Source organism: Vibrio antiquarius (assembly GCF_000024825.1).
Lineage (GTDB): Bacteria > Pseudomonadota > Gammaproteobacteria > Enterobacterales > Vibrionaceae > Vibrio > Vibrio diabolicus.
In genome coordinates this window covers 406390-423801 of the sequence record NC_013456.1, presented here as the reverse complement: position 1 = coordinate 423801, position 17412 = coordinate 406390, and the positions used below count along the sequence as shown (strand labels likewise).

Genomic DNA, 17412 nt, shown 5'->3' with positions numbered 1-17412 from the left:
GTTAGTTATCTCTGTCTTGTTTTTGGACTGGTGGAACGGGGTCGTACCCCCCTTCATTCAAAGGGTGGCATTTTAATAGACGTTTGCCTGATAACCAACATCCTTTTACAAAACCGTGAGCTCTCAAAGCTTCTAGCGCGTAAGTGGAACAAGTTGGTGTGAACCGGCAACGAGGACCAATCAAAGGGCTGATAAACCAGCGATACAGATAAACGAGCCCAATGGCTATCCACGTGAAGGGCGAGACAGGCGTTGCCATAGCTTATCAAACAACTTAAAAATTTCCTCATTGCTTAAATCTTGCGCGCTTTTCTTCGCAATCACAACAAAATCTTTGTTTGGAAGCTGATGTTGATTGTTACGAAAGCTTTCACGAGCCAAACGCTTAAATCGGTTACGACCGACAGCCGTTTTGATTTGCTTTTTTGGAACCGCTAAACCTAATCGTGGATGAGAAAGTTTGTTCTTGCGAGCAATGATGGTGAAATGAGGCGAGCCAGCTCGATGAGCTTGCTGGAAGACGTTTTGATAATGCTCGGGAGTTAACAAACGTAACTCCCGATTAAACGCGTACGTGTTCAAAATAAACTAGCGATTATTTTGATAGGCGCGCACGGCCTTTTGCACGACGTGCGTTGATAACTTTACGACCGTTCTTAGTTGCCATGCGAGCACGGAAGCCGTGAGTACGCTTGCGCTTTAGAACTGTAGGTTGAAAAGTGCGTTTCATGATAATTACCTTTACTGATCAGTAGTTTTAGGTTCTTGTTAAACCCGGCGTGGGTATTTGCTTTCTTATATAAAGAAGCTCTTTATATAGAGAAGGACAACCGACGCCTCTCAACAAAGAGGCGGAATTGTAATCACACTCACATAATGTGTCAATGACTCAATGAGTACGAAATTCCGGCCGGGCGATTATACGTAGTGTGAGTAAAATCTCAAGGATCAATCGATCCTGATGCTTGATCGTTACTCTATTCCTACTTGGTTAAGGAATTTTTTCAAACGAGGATCTTGTGGATTATCGAAGATATCCTGTGGAGAACCTTGCTCTACGATATTGCCTTCCGCCATGAAGATCACTCTATCAGCGACTTCTTTCGCGAATTGCATCTCGTGCGTCACCACCAGCATGGTTTGATGCTGATTAGCTAACTTCTTCATTAATGAGAGAACTTCTCCAACCCATTCCGGATCCAACGCAGAAGTTGGTTCGTCAAATAACAGCAGTTCTGGTTGCAGCGCCATCGCTCGGCCGATACCCACACGTTGTTGTTGGCCGCCAGACAATGCCGCTGGATAACTATCGCCTTTATCCCCAAGGCCTATGTCATCCAGAATTTGTTGCGCTCGTTTGAGAGCATCGGCTTTTTTCCATCCTCGAACGGTCACTAGACCTTCGGCAATATTCTGGCGCGCATTCATATGGGCAAACAGGGCATAGTTTTGGAACACAAAGCCAGTTCGACGACGCAGCGCTAATACTTCGGCTTTTGTGTGTTTTTGAGTATCAACAGAGACGTCATCTATCGTGATACGACCTTCATCTGCTTGTTCTAGAAAGTTCACCGTACGCAGCAAGGTTGATTTACCCGTACCACTTGAGCCGATAATCACGATGATCTCACCTTGCTTAATATCGAGGTCGATGCCTTTCAGCACTTCAGTCTCACCAAAACGTTTGTGAATATTTTCTAACTTAATCATCGTACGTACGCCTTATTCAGTTTTGCTTCTGCCCAGATTTGTACGCGAGTCAGAATCACCACCACGCCCCAGTAAATAAGAGCAACCGCAAGGAAAGCTTCAAAGAAACGGAAACTTGATGAGGCTTCCATCTGTGCTTTCGCCATGATTTCGGCCACACCAAGCGTGAAGGCGAGAGACGTTGACTTGATCATATCGATGAAATAGTTCATCAATGAAGGCAGTGCGACACGCGTTGCTTGAGGTAAAATGACGCGGCGCATCGCCTGAGATGTTGTCATGCCCACCGACAAGCTCGCTTCCATCTGGCTACGATCAATACCAATAATGGCGGCACGAATACTTTCCGCCATATAAGCGGCAAAGTGCAGCGTTAAACCGATCACCGCTGCTGAGAAGGCATCAATACCCACCATCAATGGGAAAATTTGTGGTAAGCCGTAATAAAGCAGGAAAAGCTGAACTAAGAGAGGGGTGCCACGGAAGAAGCTGATGTACAGTTGGCTTAATTGATCCAGAACTGGCAGTTTAAATACGCGAATATTGGCTAAAATGACGGATAAAATCAGTGAAAACACCAATCCCCATGTCGCCATTTCCATGGTAGTGCCAAGATATTTCAGCAATATCGGCAGCAGTTCCAACATGTAATTAAAGTCAAATCCCATACGGCTTACCTAAAGGCTAGAGAAAAGAAAAGGTGGAAAACAAGTTCCACCTTTACGTAAGTTTATTTTAGTCCGAGAGTGATACCACTTTGCGGCCTAAAGTACAAAGAGTTCTTATTTCGTGATGTCAGCGCCAAACCACTTCACGGAAATTTTCTCTACTGTACCATCTGCGCGCATCTCAGCCAGTGCTTTGTTTACTTCTTCTTGCAGCTTACGACCTTTCTCGTTGTCCACGAAAGGCCATGCGTTTTGAATTGTTTCAAACGGTTCGCCCGCCAATTCCAAAGGAAGACCGGTTTTCTTAATCAGCTCTAACGCAGAAAGACGATCCATTACAAATGCATCTGCACGACCGAGCGCCACGTCATGTTCGATACCTGTGTCGTACGTTTTAATGTTGATCTTGCCGTCTTTGTCGTACTGACGAAGCAGTTGCTCGAAGTTAGATCCTAGATTCACAGCAACGGTTTTGCCCGCAAGATCGTCAACACCTTTGATGCTGTCGTTGCCTTTACGCACGGTAATTTGTGCGCCATCTACAACGTAAGGGTCAGCAAATAGGTATTTGGCTTTACGCTCATCAGTCATGGTGATTTGGTTGGAGATCGTATCGATGCGACCGGTTTCTAGCAGACCAAATAAACCAGAGAAGTTAGCGGTTACGTATTCGATTTTGTAATCGTTGCGTTTGCCGATTTCTTCCCACATGTCGACTTCAAAGCCTTGTAGCTTATCTTGCTTTACAAAAGTAAACGGGAAGTAGCGACCTGACATACCAACTTTGACTTCAGTAGCGGCTTGTACGGTTGCTGCCGACAGTGCAATGGCTGCAACGGCAACCTTAATCCAGTTTTTCATAATACATCTCCATAATTTTATGGTTGGAAATACTACTGTTAGTTAGCTCAATTAAATAAATAACCAAGAGCAATAACCTAGACCTGTGAGTTATTAGATAATAGAAGAAGAATGTTAAATGTGACGAAAATGCGAACTGAACCAGGGGAAATGATCGACAAAATCAGCATTGGGAATAAAATAATACACAGACTTATCACCAATCACTCGATCTTGTGAATTTTGCCCAATTGTGGATCGTTGTGTGGGCAAATTTGGGGCAAGGTGTGTTGATCTCATCAAGTTTGCAGAAATAATTGTGAATAACTTGGATCTTATTCACTGGATCGTCGATCAATCGCTGGCGATCTTGGTTATCAACAGGTAAAATTGCCAGTCTTTTCCGATAATTCAATTACTCAGTGGGGGCACCGTGTCATCTTCGCTTTGGCTGCAATGTTTGCAGCAGCTTCAAGAAGAGCTACCAGCTACAGAATTCAGCATGTGGGTTCGTCCGCTACAAGCGGAGCTCAATGACAATACTCTCACTCTATTCGCGCCAAACCGCTTTGTGTTGGACTGGGTGCGTGATAAGTATCTGAACAATATTACTCGCTTACTGCAGGAATACTGTGGTGGCGACATTCCTAACTTACGCTTTGAAGTGGGGAGTCGACCTGTCTCTGCTCCAAAACCAGCGCCGACACGTACGCCTGCAGATGTGGCTGCGGAGTCATCTGCACCTGCGCAATTACAGGCGCGTAAGCCAGTACACAAAACCTGGGATGACGACGCTCAAGCGATTGCGGCGATCAATCACCGCTCAAACATGAACCCAAAACACAAGTTTGACAACTTTGTTGAAGGTAAGTCGAACCAACTGGGTTTGGCTGCGGCGCGTCAGGTATCGGATAACCCAGGTGCAGCTTACAACCCACTATTCCTATACGGCGGCACGGGTTTGGGTAAAACCCACTTATTGCATGCGGTGGGTAACGCGATTGTGGATAACAACCCGAACGCGAAAGTGGTCTACATGCACTCAGAACGTTTTGTGCAAGACATGGTGAAAGCGCTGCAAAACAATGCGATTGAAGAATTCAAACGCTACTACCGCAGTGTGGATGCACTCCTTATCGATGACATCCAATTCTTTGCTAATAAAGAACGTTCGCAAGAAGAATTCTTCCATACCTTCAACGCACTATTGGAAGGTAACCAGCAGATCATCTTAACGTCTGACCGTTATCCTAAAGAGATTAATGGCGTTGAAGATCGTCTTAAATCTCGCTTTGGTTGGGGTCTTACTGTTGCGATCGAGCCGCCTGAGCTTGAAACGCGTGTGGCGATCTTGATGAAAAAAGCCGAAGATCACCAAATCCACCTTGCTGATGAAGTGGCATTCTTTATTGCCAAGCGTCTGCGTTCGAACGTTCGTGAGCTAGAAGGTGCACTGAACCGCGTTATCGCTAACGCGAACTTTACTGGCCGCCCAATTACGATTGATTTTGTTCGTGAAGCGCTGCGCGATCTGCTTGCTCTACAAGAGAAGCTGGTGACGATCGATAACATTCAAAAGACCGTGGCGGAATACTACAAGATTAAAGTGGCGGACTTGCTGTCTAAACGTCGCTCTCGTTCTGTAGCGCGTCCTCGTCAGCTGGCCATGGCGTTAGCAAAAGAGCTAACCAACCACAGCTTGCCTGAAATTGGCGATGCGTTTGGGGGCCGCGATCATACGACCGTACTTCATGCGTGTCGCAAGATTGAGCAGCTGCGTGAAGAGAGCCACGATATTAAAGAAGATTACTCTAACTTGATTCGCACCCTGTCCTCGTAATCGGTTAGAATAACGGTATTCTAAGCAAATCATTTATTGAGCTGACAGCGTAAAGAGCCAAGCATGAAATTTACCATTGAACGTAGTCATTTAATCAAACCGCTACAGCAGGTTTCGGGCGCTTTAGGTGGCCGACCAACTCTGCCAATCCTGGGTAACCTACTTCTTAAAGTAGAAGAGAACGTATTGTCGATGACGGCGACCGATCTTGAAGTAGAGTTAGTAAGCAAAGTGACGCTAGAAGGTGATTTTGAAGCGGGCAGCATTACCGTTCCTTCGCGTAAGTTTCTCGATATCTGCCGTGGTTTACCAGACGATGCGATCATCACATTTGTATTAGAAGGTGATCGCGTACAAGTTCGCTCTGGTCGCAGCCGTTTCTCATTGGCAACGCTTCCTGCGAACGATTTCCCTAATATTGAAGACTGGCAAAGCGAAGTGGAAGTATCACTGAGCCAAGCCGATCTACGTACGCTGATCGACAAAACTCAGTTCTCGATGGCGAATCAAGACGTTCGTTACTACCTCAACGGTATGTTGTTTGAAATTGACGGTACCACGCTACGCAGCGTGGCGACGGACGGCCACCGTATGGCGGTATCGCAAACTCAGCTGGGTGCGGATTTTGCGCAGAAGCAAATCATCGTGCCACGTAAAGGTGTGCAAGAATTAGTGAAGTTGATGGACGCGCCAGAGCAACCTGTAGTACTTCAGATCGGTAGCTCCAATGTTCGTGCTGAGGTGAATAACTTTACTTTTACCTCTAAGTTGGTTGATGGTCGTTTCCCTGACTACCGCCGCGTATTGCCTCAGAGCACCAATAAGACCCTAATAGCAAGTTGTGACGAGTTGCGCCAAGCCTTCTCTCGTGCTGCGATTCTTTCCAACGAAAAATTCCGTGGCGTGCGTGTGAATCTGGCTGATACTGAAATGCGCATAACCGCGAATAACCCAGAACAAGAAGAAGCGGAAGAGATGCTAGATGTGACCTTTGAAGGTGACGCCATCGAAATCGGCTTTAACGTAAGCTATGTGCTTGATGTTCTGAACACGTTGCGTTGTGAAAATGTACGTGTGTCGATGTCGGATGCTAACGCTAGCGCATTGATTGAAAATGCCGACGATGACAGTGCCATGTACGTGGTGATGCCAATTCGTCTATAAGCCAACTGAATGCCTCTTTCTCGTCTCATCATTCAGCAGTTTCGAAACATTAAAGCCTGTGATATTGAGTTATCAGCAGGCTTTAACTTTCTTATCGGGCCGAACGGCAGCGGTAAAACCAGTGTCTTAGAAGCGGTTTACCTGCTCGGGCATGGCCGCTCATTCAAGAGTTCTCTCACCGGACGAGTGATACAAAATGAGTGTGACGAACTGTTTGTTCATGGTCGTTTTTTGAACTCGGATCAATTTGAGCTACCTATCGGCATTAATAAGCAGCGTGATGGCTCAACAGAGGTTAAAATAGGCGGTCAATCTGGACAAAAATTAGCGCAGTTGGCACAAGTTCTGCCTCTGCAGTTGATACACCCAGAAGGGTTTGATTTACTGACAGATGGCCCTAAACATCGTCGTGCGTTTATTGACTGGGGCGTGTTTCATACCGAGCCCGCTTTTTATCAAGCATGGGGAAGGTTCAAGCGCCTGAACAAGCAGCGCAACGCGTTGTTGAAAACCGCCAATAGTTATCGTGAACTCAGTTATTGGGATCAGGAAATGGCAGGGTTGGCTGAAAACATCAGCCAATGGCGAGCAAGTTACATCGAACAGATGAAAACCGTCGCAGAAACTATCTGTCAGACATTTTTGCCAGAATTTGAGATCCAATTGAAGTATTATCGTGGCTGGGATAAAGACACCCCATACCACGAGATACTAGAAAAGAATTTTGAGCGTGATCAGGCATTGGGATACACCTTTAGTGGCCCAAACAAAGCTGATTTGCGCATTAAAGTGAACGGAACGCCCGTTGAAGATGTTCTGTCACGCGGTCAATTAAAACTCATGGTGTGTGCATTGCGTGTCGCGCAAGGGCAACACCTGACAGAGATGACCGGTAAACAATGCATTTACCTAATTGACGACTTTGCGTCGGAATTAGATAGCCAACGTCGCAAGCGTCTTGCTGACTGCTTAAAAGAGACGGGCGCACAAGTATTTGTAAGCTCTATCACTGAAAGCCAAATCGCCGATATGTTGGACGATAACGGTAAATTGTTTCATGTGGAACATGGCAGGATAGAGTCAAACTAGAAGAGAGAAACTCATGTCTGAAAATTACGATTCATCGAGTATTAAGGTACTGAAGGGTCTGGATGCGGTACGTAAGCGTCCAGGAATGTACATCGGCGATACGGACGACGGCACCGGCCTTCACCACATGGTTTTCGAGGTGGTGGATAACTCAATTGATGAAGCGTTGGCAGGTCACTGTAAAGACATCGTTGTGACAATTCATGAGGATAACTCGGTTTCCGTTAGCGATGATGGTCGTGGCATTCCAACAGAAATCCACTCAGAGGAAAATGTCTCTGCAGCAGAAGTAATCATGACGGTACTTCACGCGGGTGGTAAGTTCGACGATAACTCATACAAAGTATCGGGTGGTCTTCACGGGGTAGGTGTTTCAGTGGTAAACGCTCTATCTGAGAAAGTTGAGCTGACGATTCATCGTGGTGGCCATATCCATACGCAAACCTACCGCCATGGTGAGCCTCAAGCGCCACTAGCCGTTGTGGGTGATACGGATAAAACCGGTACACAAATTCGTTTCTGGCCAAGTGCCGAGACGTTCTCTAACACTGAGTTTCACTATGACATTCTGGCGAAACGCCTGCGTGAACTGTCATTCCTGAACTCTGGTGTGTCGATCAAATTGGTTGATGAACGTGAAGCGGACAAACATGATCACTTCATGTATGAAGGTGGTATTCAAGCGTTCGTTGATCACCTAAACACCAACAAAACGCCAATCATCGAAAAAATCTTCCACTTTAACTCTGAGCGTGAAGACGGCATTTCAGTTGAAGTGGCGATGCAATGGAACGATGGTTTCCAAGAGAATATCTTCTGTTTTACCAACAATATCCCACAGCGTGATGGTGGTACTCACCTTGCTGGTTTCCGTGCTGCGTTAACACGTACATTGAACAGCTTTATGGATAAAGAAGGTTTCTCTAAGAAAGCAAAAACAGCGACTTCAGGCGACGATGCGCGTGAAGGTCTAACTGCGGTTGTTTCGGTGAAAGTGCCTGATCCTAAGTTCTCAAGCCAAACAAAAGACAAACTGGTTTCTTCTGAAGTGAAATCAGCTGTTGAGTCTGCAATGGGTGAAAAACTGTCTGAGTTCCTGATTGAGAACCCGACAGAAGCGAAGATGGTTTGTTCGAAAATCATCGATGCAGCACGTGCTCGTGAAGCAGCGCGTAAAGCTCGTGAAATGACGCGCCGTAAAGGTGCACTAGACCTAGCTGGCCTTCCAGGTAAACTTGCAGACTGTCAGGAAAAAGATCCGGCACTCTCTGAACTATACATAGTGGAGGGTGATTCGGCAGGCGGCTCCGCAAAACAAGGCCGTAATCGTAAGAACCAAGCAATCCTACCGCTAAAAGGTAAGATTCTTAACGTAGAAAAAGCACGTTTCGACAAGATGCTATCTTCCCAAGAAGTAGCAACACTGATCACCGCACTAGGTTGTGGTATCGGTCGTGACGAGTACAACCCGGACAAGCTTCGTTACCACAACATCATCATCATGACCGATGCCGATGTCGATGGTTCGCACATCCGTACGCTACTATTGACCTTCTTCTACCGTCAAATGCCAGAGCTTATCGAGCGTGGTTACGTGTACATCGCTCAGCCACCACTTTACAAAGTGAAAAAAGGCAAACAAGAGCAGTACATCAAAGACGAAGAAGCGATGAACCAATACCAAGTATCATTGGCTCTGGATAATGCATCGCTACACGTAAACGCAGAAGCACCAGCATTGGCAGGTGAAGCACTAGAGAAGCTTGTTCAACAGTACAATGCGGGTATTAAACTGGCGGAACGTATGAGCCGTCGTTACCCAAGTGCTTTGGTAAACGAGTTGATCTACACTCCTCGTCTAACGCCTGAGCAATGCCATGACGCATCAGTTGTTGAAGCGTGGACGAAGCAGCTTATTGAGCAGCTGAATGCGAAAGAAGTGGGCGCTAGCCAATACAGCTACGAAGTTGAACAGCACGAAGAACTAGGCTTAAACTTGCCTAAGATCGTGGTTCGTACTCACGGCGTGACGCACGAACATGCAATTAGCATCGATTTCCTAAACTCGAAAGAGTACGGCAAATTGGCTGATCTATCAGAAGCACTGGATGGGCTTCTGGAAGAAGGCGCGTACATCAAACGTGGTGAGCGTACGATGCCAGTAGCAAGCTTTGCAGAAGCGCTTGATTGGTTGGTTAAAGAGTCAATGCGTGGTCTGAGCCGTCAGCGTTACAAAGGTCTAGGTGAGATGAACCCAGATCAGCTGTGGGAAACGACTATGGACCCAGAAACGCGTCGCATGATGCAAGTAACGATTGAGGATGCGGTAGGCGCAGACCAATTGTTCACAACACTGATGGGTGACCAAGTAGAACCTCGTCGTAACTTCATCGAAGAGAACGCACTGAAAGTAGCGAACCTAGACGTATAACGACACTGTTCGTGATAGTAAAAAGCAGCGAGAAATCGCTGCTTTTTTTGTTTTAACCACCAATGAAAATCGCCACTTTCTGCCAAGACTTTGGTTTTTCTGGTGCTAACTGCCAATAACTTGATCAAGCTTGCCATTTTATTTCTGTTTTCTTTTTTTCTCGCCATTTTGTTCGCTTGGGCGCTTTTGCTTTCTTTTTTCTGCTCGCTATAGTGCTGAAGAGCTGATGAATAAGGAGGTTGAGAAAATGGTGATGACTTTCCTGAACTAAGCCGGAGGTGATGCACTTCCGGTTCAATGCACTGAATTTATTTGTAAGACAAGGCATTAAGAAGGAAATAATCATGTTTGAACGCTGGTTCTCGGCGTACTGTTTGGCGCTGCGAACTTGGTGGTTAACCAGTCGCTTTTTAACCTATCAATCACCACTAAGGTTGTTGTCACTCTTTGAAACTTACGAGCAACAAGCCCATTGCCGTAACCGAGCTCGTATTGCGGTTGGGGATACGGTTCGCTTAGTGGATGTTGAGCGTGCTTATCAATATCGCATGACGTTAGTCAACTCGCACAAGAGCCAACCGATGACAGGTATGCTCGCGGTCGATTCTTATTTGGGATCCCGTTTATTAGGGCGAGCTAAAAATGATGCGTTCGAAATAGAAATTTTTAATCAGCGACGCTGCTTTGTGATTACTGAAATTGTTCATCAATCGCAGCCACCAGCGCAGAAAATGCTGTGTGGCTGTCTGTTGTGTCAATAAATAGAGGTGAAGTCATGAGTAAGAAAGACAAGAAACAACCACAGTTGAGTCTGAAAGAAAAGCGTAAGTTAAAACAGGAAAAAGCGGCAGAAAAGAGCGTTGTAAAAGCGCGTAAATCCTCCCGCAAGTAGAGTGCAGATTGAGCCCACCAGAAAGGTGGGCTTTTTAATACCGATTGCAAAGCGAGGGTAAACTGACCTTTCTGGGGAGATAGCGAGCGCACTTAAAATTTTTTATTTTTTCCCTTGAAAGTCATTTTTGACGACCTTATATCTAGTTGTGAAGAGGATGACTGGCTTGCTAGAGACTAGAAGACCGTCCCTCTGGAATCGCTAAAACGAGATCGCTCAGAAGAGGATCTGGCGTTTTAGCACACAACCTAAACCTTTAGATTCAATATCATGTCTCCGAGCCAAACCAAGGCCAGTGGAATGATAAGAATCTCTTAGTTCGGCGTCGGTTTTTGCATAAACACGCCAGTAGGATGAAGTTCATCCGAACTAAGACTATTGCTTAATTAAGAGGATAGATTTATGCGTAACGTAGATTTCTCACCACTATACCGTAATGCAATTGGCTTTGATCGTCTGCTAAACCTGATGGAAGCGAATACAGCGAAAAATACTTCTGGCGGTTACCCTCCGTACAACATTGAGCAAAAAGACGAGCATAACTACCGTATTACTATGGCAGTTGCTGGCTTCTCTGAAGACCAACTCGATCTGACTCAAAACGAAAACATGTTAATTGTGAAGGGCGAACGCAAAGCAGAAGAAGGCAAAAACTACGTGTACCAAGGCATTGCTGAGCGCGATTTTGAACGTAAGTTCCAACTAGCGGATTACGTCAAAGTGACTGGCGCATCAATGGAAAACGGCTTATTACATATTGATTTGGTTCGTGAAATCCCAGAAGCAATGCAACCACGTAAAATTGCTATCGGTGGCAACAACCTGCTAGAAAGCAACTAATCAGCAAGTTATTTGCCTTATAGAGTGAGAAAGAGCGCCAGTTGGCGCTCTTTTTAATTTGTGTCTTTGATGTGGGAGTTTGCTTTACTGACCTTGTTGGTAAGCCTTTTCAACTTCTTCCGCGATAATCGCAATGCCTTTTTGCATCATCTCATCGTCTTGAACGTAGTTCATACGCAGGCATTGGTGCGCGTGATCCCACTCGTCTTGCTGACCAATAAAGAAATATTCACCAGGGACAATCAATACGCCACGCGCTTTCAAGCGTTGGTACAGTTCCATTGTTGTTATTGGCAGTTCATCAAACCACAACCACAAGAAGATAGCGCCTTCCGGTTTGTGAATACGGAAGCGCTCATCGGTAATCGCTTCTTGCAGCAGTTCAACCGCACGTTGCGACTTCTGCTTGTAAAACGGCTTAATCACCTCTGAACTCAGTTTAAGCAGGTCGCCTTTAGCGATGATGTGGTTTGCCAGCGCTGGCCCCACACTGCCTGGTGCTAGGCTGATGATGCCGTTCATATTGGTTAACGCTTGAGTGATTTCTTCACTCGCAATCACAATGCCACAACGCACACCCGGTAAGCCAAGTTTAGATAAGCTCATGCATAGGATGGTGTTTTCATTCCAGAATGGTTCGACATCTTCAAAGATGATGTTCGGGAACGGCAAGCCGTAGGCGTTATCGATGATCAGTGGGATGTTGTTTTCACGTGCGAGTTTGTCCAGTTTACGCACTTCTTCGTCTGTCAGTACGTTACCCGTTGGGTTGGTTGGGCGAGATGCGCAGATTGCCGTAACAGAATCGTCGACGGTTAGCTGTTCAAAATCGACATGGTATTTAAACAATCCGTTATCTAACAGCTCGATTTCTGGGTGGTAAGAGACAAAGATATCTTCATCAATGCCAGCATCACCATAGCCGATGTACTCAGGCGCGATAGGCAGTAGCACCTTCTTATGCGAACCGTCTGGCTGTTTACCTGCGAGTAAGTTGAACAAGTAGAAGAAGCCACTTTGGCTGCCGTTAGTTAGGCTGATGTTCTTCTCTGAAATGTCCCAACCGTAAGTTTCACGGAATAACTGAGCCAGCGCTTTCACGAACGCGTCTTTACCCTGTGGCCCATCGTAGTTGGCTAGGGCGGCGACGAGCTCTCCACTGGCGAGCATTTCCTCACTGGCTTGGTGAAAATAATCGAGCATGGCAGGAATGGCGGCTGGGTTACCTCCACCGAGCATGATGGCACCTGGTGTGCGTAGACCATCATTCAAATCGTCCATTAACTGCGTGATACCTGAATACTGATTAAATTTTTCACCAAACTTTGAGAACTGCATGCTGACTGATACCTAATTCATTGTGATTGCTTATGTGTATTGAATGCTGATGAAACATCAGCTTATAGAGTAATACTTGACCTTACCCTAATGTTATTACGACGCAAAGTGTGAATTTACTCGAAGAAGAAAAAAGTTTGTCATCAGACCAGATGATGGGGATATGAGCAGTGAACAGAAAAGGGAAGCGAAATGCTTCCCTTGCTGGTGGAGTGAATCGGCTATTCGCCAGTGTAGACGATCAGCACTTTGTCGTCGTGGTATTGGCGTTCGAATGCGTAATACCCTTCTTGATTGCGAGTGATATGTTTGCCTTGCGCAACCGCTGGGTGGCGTTGACGGAACTCGCCGAGTTTTTGCCAATGTTGCAGCAAGTCTTCACGTTCGCCATGAATCTTATCCCATGGCATATCAGAGCGAGTACCTTGAGTAGGATCGGAGCCAGTCACGCCAAAGTCACGAGCAATCTCATCGCCGTAGTAGATTTGCACTGCACCCGGAGCCAGCATCAGTGCATTTGCGGCACGTGCTTGGTCATCGAAGCTGCGGCTGCGCGCTGACCAAAACAGTTGAGTATCGTGCGAAGACAGGTAACTCAACACGTTGAACTCAGGATCGGAGTTAATACGTTCCGCGTAGCGGCGATAATCGCTATCGAGTTGAGCGAAGCATTTCAGCGCTTTTGGTGCTACGTCAGATTGGAACTCGAAGTTGATGATGGAATCGAAGCCGTTATCGAAATACGGGCTCTTCACCACGCTGTGTGCCCACACTTCACCTGTCATCCAGAAAGGTAAATCATCCAAGGCTTTGTCTGGGTTGTTTTGCTTCCACTGGGCAAGCGCTTGGGTGGTGCTGGCTTTCAACTCTGCCCACGCTTCCATTTCAACGTGTTTGGCCGTGTCGACGCGGAAGCCATCAATGCCGTAGTCGCGCACCCAATCGGATAACCAGGTAATCAGGTGTTCACGTGGGGTTTGCAGCTCATCTTGCGCATTGGTGTCTTTATTGCGGAAGAAGTTTGGTAATCCGGTTTTCTGAGTCGATTCGGTTTTGAGATCCGGTAGGTAGTTCAAAGACATGGTGATGTCGTTGTAGCCTGGTGCATCATAGTCACCAATGTCGGTGCGGATCCAACCTTTGCCCCACCATTTATCCCACGCTTCGCTATCACTGTATTTGATGTAGTCGTTGAAGCTGTGCCAGCTTTGTCCTGATTTTGGCTGCCAGTCGGTCCATTTTTCACCAAGGACTTCTTTGGCTTCTTGGTCATCAAGGTAAAGCTGACCAAATCCGAATTCCTGCATGTCTGCTAATGTTGCGTAGCCAGTGTGGTTCATGACCACATCCCAAATCACGCGGATGCCTTTCTTGTGGGCAGTATCGACGAAGGTTCTGAGTTCATCTTCGGAACCCATGTTGGCATCAAGCTTGGTCCAATCTTGATGGTAGTAGCCGTGGTAGCCGTAGTGTTTAAAGTCACCTTTGTCACCGCCGCCAACCCAGCCATGGATTTGTTCCAGTGGTGAGGTTATCCAGATAGCATTCACACCAAGCGATTCGATGTAATCGAGTTTTTTCGTCAGACCCGCTAAGTCACCACCATGGAAGGTACCAATCTCGTATTTCCCGTCTTTGCTGCGACCGTAGCTGTTGTCGTTGTCTGGGTTGCCGTTATAGAAGCGGTCAGTCATGACGAAGTACACCGTCGCGTTGTCCCAACTGAAAGGTTTTTCTGCTTGTTGCTCAACCTCTTCTAGTAACAACAGACCTTGGCTCATTGGGCCCGGCTGCATGGTTACGCTGCCATTGGCGACTGTAGCTTGTTGTCCGGTTAAGGCATCGCGAACGACAGTGCCATCATTAAAGGTTTGCTCAACGTTGATGGTTTTTGGCGCGTCAGTTGCGACAGGGCAAGAGTAGGTGATGTCTTGGTTCTGTTTGGGTTTGAGCCTAACAGTTAGCTCGTTAGTGGTTGGGTTGAGCGTAAACTGATAGGTGTTGGCTTTGAAGATGCGCAGCGGCATTTGGGCATCTGTGGCGCAATTATCCATTTTTAATGGACGATTGAATTTGATGCGATCTTCTTCTGCTAGAGCAAAGCTGCTGCCGCAGGTTTGGTTGCTGTCGGCAATGGTAAAGGTGTAGCTGCCTTTTTCGAGTTTTTGCTCGGCGACAAGTAAGCCGTTAGAGTTTGCTTCGAAGACGGCTGTATCGTCTCCGACGCTCAGTACGATAGCATTTTCTGGAATCTGGCTGCAGGCGCTCAGTAGTCCAATAGAGAGTGCGAGAATTGTTTTTTTCATTGTGTCCTTCCCCCGAATAAACAACCCAGTTATAGCAAAACTGTGCCTCTACAATCCGAGCTCTGCACCAACAAGTTCAACGCGTCTCACCCTACAAATTTTTGCCTTGTTCACAAAATGAATAATAAGAACCGATTATCTCCGTTTAAAGACAACAAAAAAGGGAAGCCGACGCTTCCCTTTACTTATTTCTTAATCACTTCGAAGAGTAATGAATTACTTTTGAAGGACAGAGATATCTGCGACCTGTAAGAACAGGTTACGCAGGTTGTTCAGCAATGTCAGACGGTTCTTCTTAAGTGCTTCGTCGTCTGCCATTACCATTACGTTATCGAAGAACGCATCCACTGGCTCACGTAGATCTGCTAGCTTGCTTAGGGCTTCTTGGTAGTTACCGGTCGCAAATGCAGGCTCTAGTGCTTCCGTCATTACTTCAACGCTTTCTGCTAGTGCTTTCTCTGCGTCTTCTTGTAGAAGTGCTAGGTCGATGTCTGCTGCTAATTCGCCGTCGAATTTCGCTAGGATGTTACCTACACGTTTGTTCGCTGCTGCTAGAGACTCTGCTGCTTCTAGTTCACGGAAGTGAGAAACCGCTTTAACTCGTTGGTCGAAGTCTGCTGGTTTCGTCGGGCGACGCGCTAGAACTGCTTGAATGATGTCTACGCTGAAGCCTTCGTCTTGGTACCAAGCACGGAAACGACCAAGCATGAACTCGATAACGTCTTGTTCAACGTTGTCGTTGGTTAGGCGGTCGACAAACAGTGACTTCGCTTTCGCTACTAGGTCAACAAGATCTAGGTTGTAGCCGTATTCAACGATGATACGTAGTACACCTAGAGATGCGCGGCGTAGTGCGAATGGATCGCTGCCTTTAGGCGCTTGACCAATACCGAAGATACCTACGATAGTGTCTAGCTTGTCTGCCATTGCAACTGCTGTTGAAACGCCGTTTGATGGCAGTTCATCACCTGCGAAACGAGGCATGTATTGCTCATTCAGTGCTACTGCAACTTCTTCTGCTTCACCGTCGTGGCGAGCGTAGTGCATACCCATAACACCTTGAGTATCCGTGAATTCGAATACCATTGAGGTCATTAGATCACATTTTGCTAGTAGACCAGCACGCTTTGATTTCTCAACGTCAGCACCGATTTGCTCTGCAATGTAGCCAGCAAGTTCTGTGATGCGGTCTGTTTTGTCTTTGATCGTACCCAGTTGCTTTTGGAAGATCGCTTGCTCTAGTTCAGGCAGACGGTCGATAAGCGGACGCTTACGGTCTGTGTTGAAGAAGAACTCTGCGTCAGCAAGACGAGGACGAACCACTTTCTCGTTACCTTCGATTACGTAACGAGGTTCTTTTGATTCGATGTTCGATACGAAGATGAAGTTAGGTAGTAGTTTCTTGTTTTCGTCATAAACAGGGAAGTACTTCTGGTCACCTTTCATGGTGTAAACCAACGCTTCAGAAGGCACTTTTAGGAACTCTTCTTCGAACTTCGCTGTAAGTACTACTGGCCATTCAACCAGAGACGTGACTTCTTCTACTAGGTCATCTTCTAGGTCAGCGATACCGCCAACCGCTGCTGCCGCTTTTTGTGCGTCAGCTAGGATGATTGCTTTACGCGCTTCGTAATCTGCCATTACTTTACCGCGCTCTTCTAGGATCGCAGGGTATTGCTCAGCAGAATCGATAGTGAACTCTTGTTCACCCATGAAGCGGTGACCACGGATAGTGCGGTCAGAAGCGACACCAAGGATCTCGCCTTCGATTAGGTCGCTGCCCATCAGCATGGTTAGCGTCTTAACTGGACGGATGAACTGAGTTGTTTTGTTACCCCAGCGCATTGGTTTTGCGATAGGTAGGTTTGCTAGTGCTTTCGCTGCAAGTTCAACAACGATCTCAGACGTTGGCTGACCTTTCACTTCTTGTTTGAACAGTAGCCATTCACCTTTATCTGTAACCATGCGCTCTGCTTGGTCAACAGAAATACCACAACCGCGTGCCCAGCCTTGAGCCGCTTTGGTTGGGTTGCCTTCCGCGTCAAACGCTGCAGAAACCGCAGGGCCACGTTTTTCAACGATTTTGTCTGATTGGCTTTCTGCTAGTGCCGCGACTTTAAGTGCAAGACGACGAGGAGCCGCAAACCATTTCACGCCTTCGTGAGCAAGCTCAGCGCTTTTTAGTTCTGCTTCGAAGTTTGCTGCGAATGCTTCAGCTAGCGTACGAAGTTGCGTTGGTGGTAGCTCTTCTGTACCTAGCTCGATTAGAAATTCTTTTGCCATGTTCTCTACCC

General features: G+C 46.7%; 15 protein-coding genes. 6 read left to right on the top strand and 9 right to left on the bottom strand.

Going from position 1 to position 17412, the window contains the following annotated elements; all coding sequences use genetic code 11:
• Position 1: 1 nt before the first annotated feature.
• From yidD to VEA_RS02000, 6 genes are all read right to left on the bottom strand, one after another.
• Entirely contained in the window at positions 2-259 is a 258-nt protein-coding gene (yidD, locus tag VEA_RS23060) for a membrane protein insertion efficiency factor YidD (protein ID WP_005378822.1), read from the bottom strand.
• Positions 226-549, bottom strand: coding sequence for a ribonuclease P protein component (rnpA, locus tag VEA_RS02020; RefSeq protein WP_012841263.1), 324 nt, complete (start codon positions 547-549; stop codon positions 226-228). The genes yidD and rnpA overlap by 34 nt, the downstream gene beginning before the upstream one ends.
• A 46-nt stretch (positions 550-595) precedes the next feature.
• Positions 596-730: a 50S ribosomal protein L34 gene (rpmH, locus tag VEA_RS02015; protein WP_005378825.1), complete on the bottom strand. Its 135-nt coding sequence runs from the start codon at positions 728-730 to the stop codon at positions 596-598.
• 242 nt (positions 731-972) lie between these two features.
• On the bottom strand, positions 973-1710 hold the full coding sequence (locus VEA_RS02010; protein WP_012841262.1) for an amino acid ABC transporter ATP-binding protein: 738 nt from the start codon (positions 1708-1710) through the stop codon (positions 973-975).
• Positions 1707-2378, bottom strand: a complete 672-nt coding sequence (locus VEA_RS02005; RefSeq protein ID WP_005378829.1) for an amino acid ABC transporter permease — start codon at positions 2376-2378, stop codon at positions 1707-1709. Before VEA_RS02005 ends, VEA_RS02010 begins: the two co-directional genes overlap by 4 nt.
• A 114-nt stretch (positions 2379-2492) precedes the next feature.
• The gene (locus tag VEA_RS02000) at positions 2493-3239 is read right to left on the bottom strand and encodes an amino acid ABC transporter substrate-binding protein (protein WP_012841261.1); all 747 of its coding nucleotides are present in this window, start codon (positions 3237-3239) and stop codon (positions 2493-2495) included.
• A 412-nt stretch (positions 3240-3651) separates the two neighbouring features.
• On the opposite strand from VEA_RS02000, the gene dnaA reads away from it, so the two are divergent.
• From dnaA to VEA_RS01965, 6 genes are all read left to right on the top strand, one after another.
• Entirely contained in the window at positions 3652-5058 is a 1407-nt protein-coding gene (gene dnaA / locus VEA_RS01995) for a chromosomal replication initiator protein DnaA (RefSeq protein ID WP_005378835.1), read from the top strand.
• Between the two features lie 63 nt (positions 5059-5121).
• On the top strand, positions 5122-6222 hold the full coding sequence (dnaN, locus tag VEA_RS01990; RefSeq protein WP_005394106.1) for a DNA polymerase III subunit beta: 1101 nt from the start codon (positions 5122-5124) through the stop codon (positions 6220-6222).
• 9 nt (positions 6223-6231) lie between these two features.
• Entirely contained in the window at positions 6232-7311 is a 1080-nt protein-coding gene (gene recF / locus VEA_RS01985; RefSeq protein WP_005394107.1) for a DNA replication/repair protein RecF, read from the top strand.
• A 13-nt stretch (positions 7312-7324) separates the two neighbouring features.
• Entirely contained in the window at positions 7325-9742 is a 2418-nt protein-coding gene (gene gyrB / locus VEA_RS01980) for a DNA topoisomerase (ATP-hydrolyzing) subunit B (RefSeq protein WP_005394109.1), read from the top strand.
• 344 nt (positions 9743-10086) lie between these two features.
• Positions 10087-10503, top strand: coding sequence for a GreA/GreB family elongation factor (locus tag VEA_RS01970; protein WP_012841260.1), 417 nt, complete (start codon positions 10087-10089; stop codon positions 10501-10503).
• A 533-nt stretch (positions 10504-11036) separates the two neighbouring features.
• Positions 11037-11474, top strand: coding sequence for an Hsp20 family protein (locus VEA_RS01965; RefSeq protein WP_005458680.1), 438 nt, complete (start codon positions 11037-11039; stop codon positions 11472-11474).
• A gap of 84 nt (positions 11475-11558) precedes the next feature.
• Here VEA_RS01965 and VEA_RS01960 read toward each other — a convergent pair whose 3' ends face one another.
• The 3 genes from VEA_RS01960 to glyS all read right to left on the bottom strand — a co-directional run bounded on the left by VEA_RS01960 (position 11559) and on the right by glyS (position 17401).
• Complete coding sequence (locus VEA_RS01960; RefSeq protein ID WP_006743181.1) at positions 11559-12812, bottom strand: valine--pyruvate transaminase; 1254 nt, start codon at positions 12810-12812, stop codon at positions 11559-11561.
• Positions 12813-13033: 221 nt separating this feature from the next.
• Complete coding sequence (locus tag VEA_RS01955; protein ID WP_012841259.1) at positions 13034-15118, bottom strand: alpha-amylase; 2085 nt, start codon at positions 15116-15118, stop codon at positions 13034-13036.
• Positions 15119-15334: 216 nt separating this feature from the next.
• Entirely contained in the window at positions 15335-17401 is a 2067-nt protein-coding gene (glyS, locus tag VEA_RS01950) for a glycine--tRNA ligase subunit beta (RefSeq protein WP_006743180.1), read from the bottom strand.
• Positions 17402-17412: the final 11 nt, after the last annotated feature.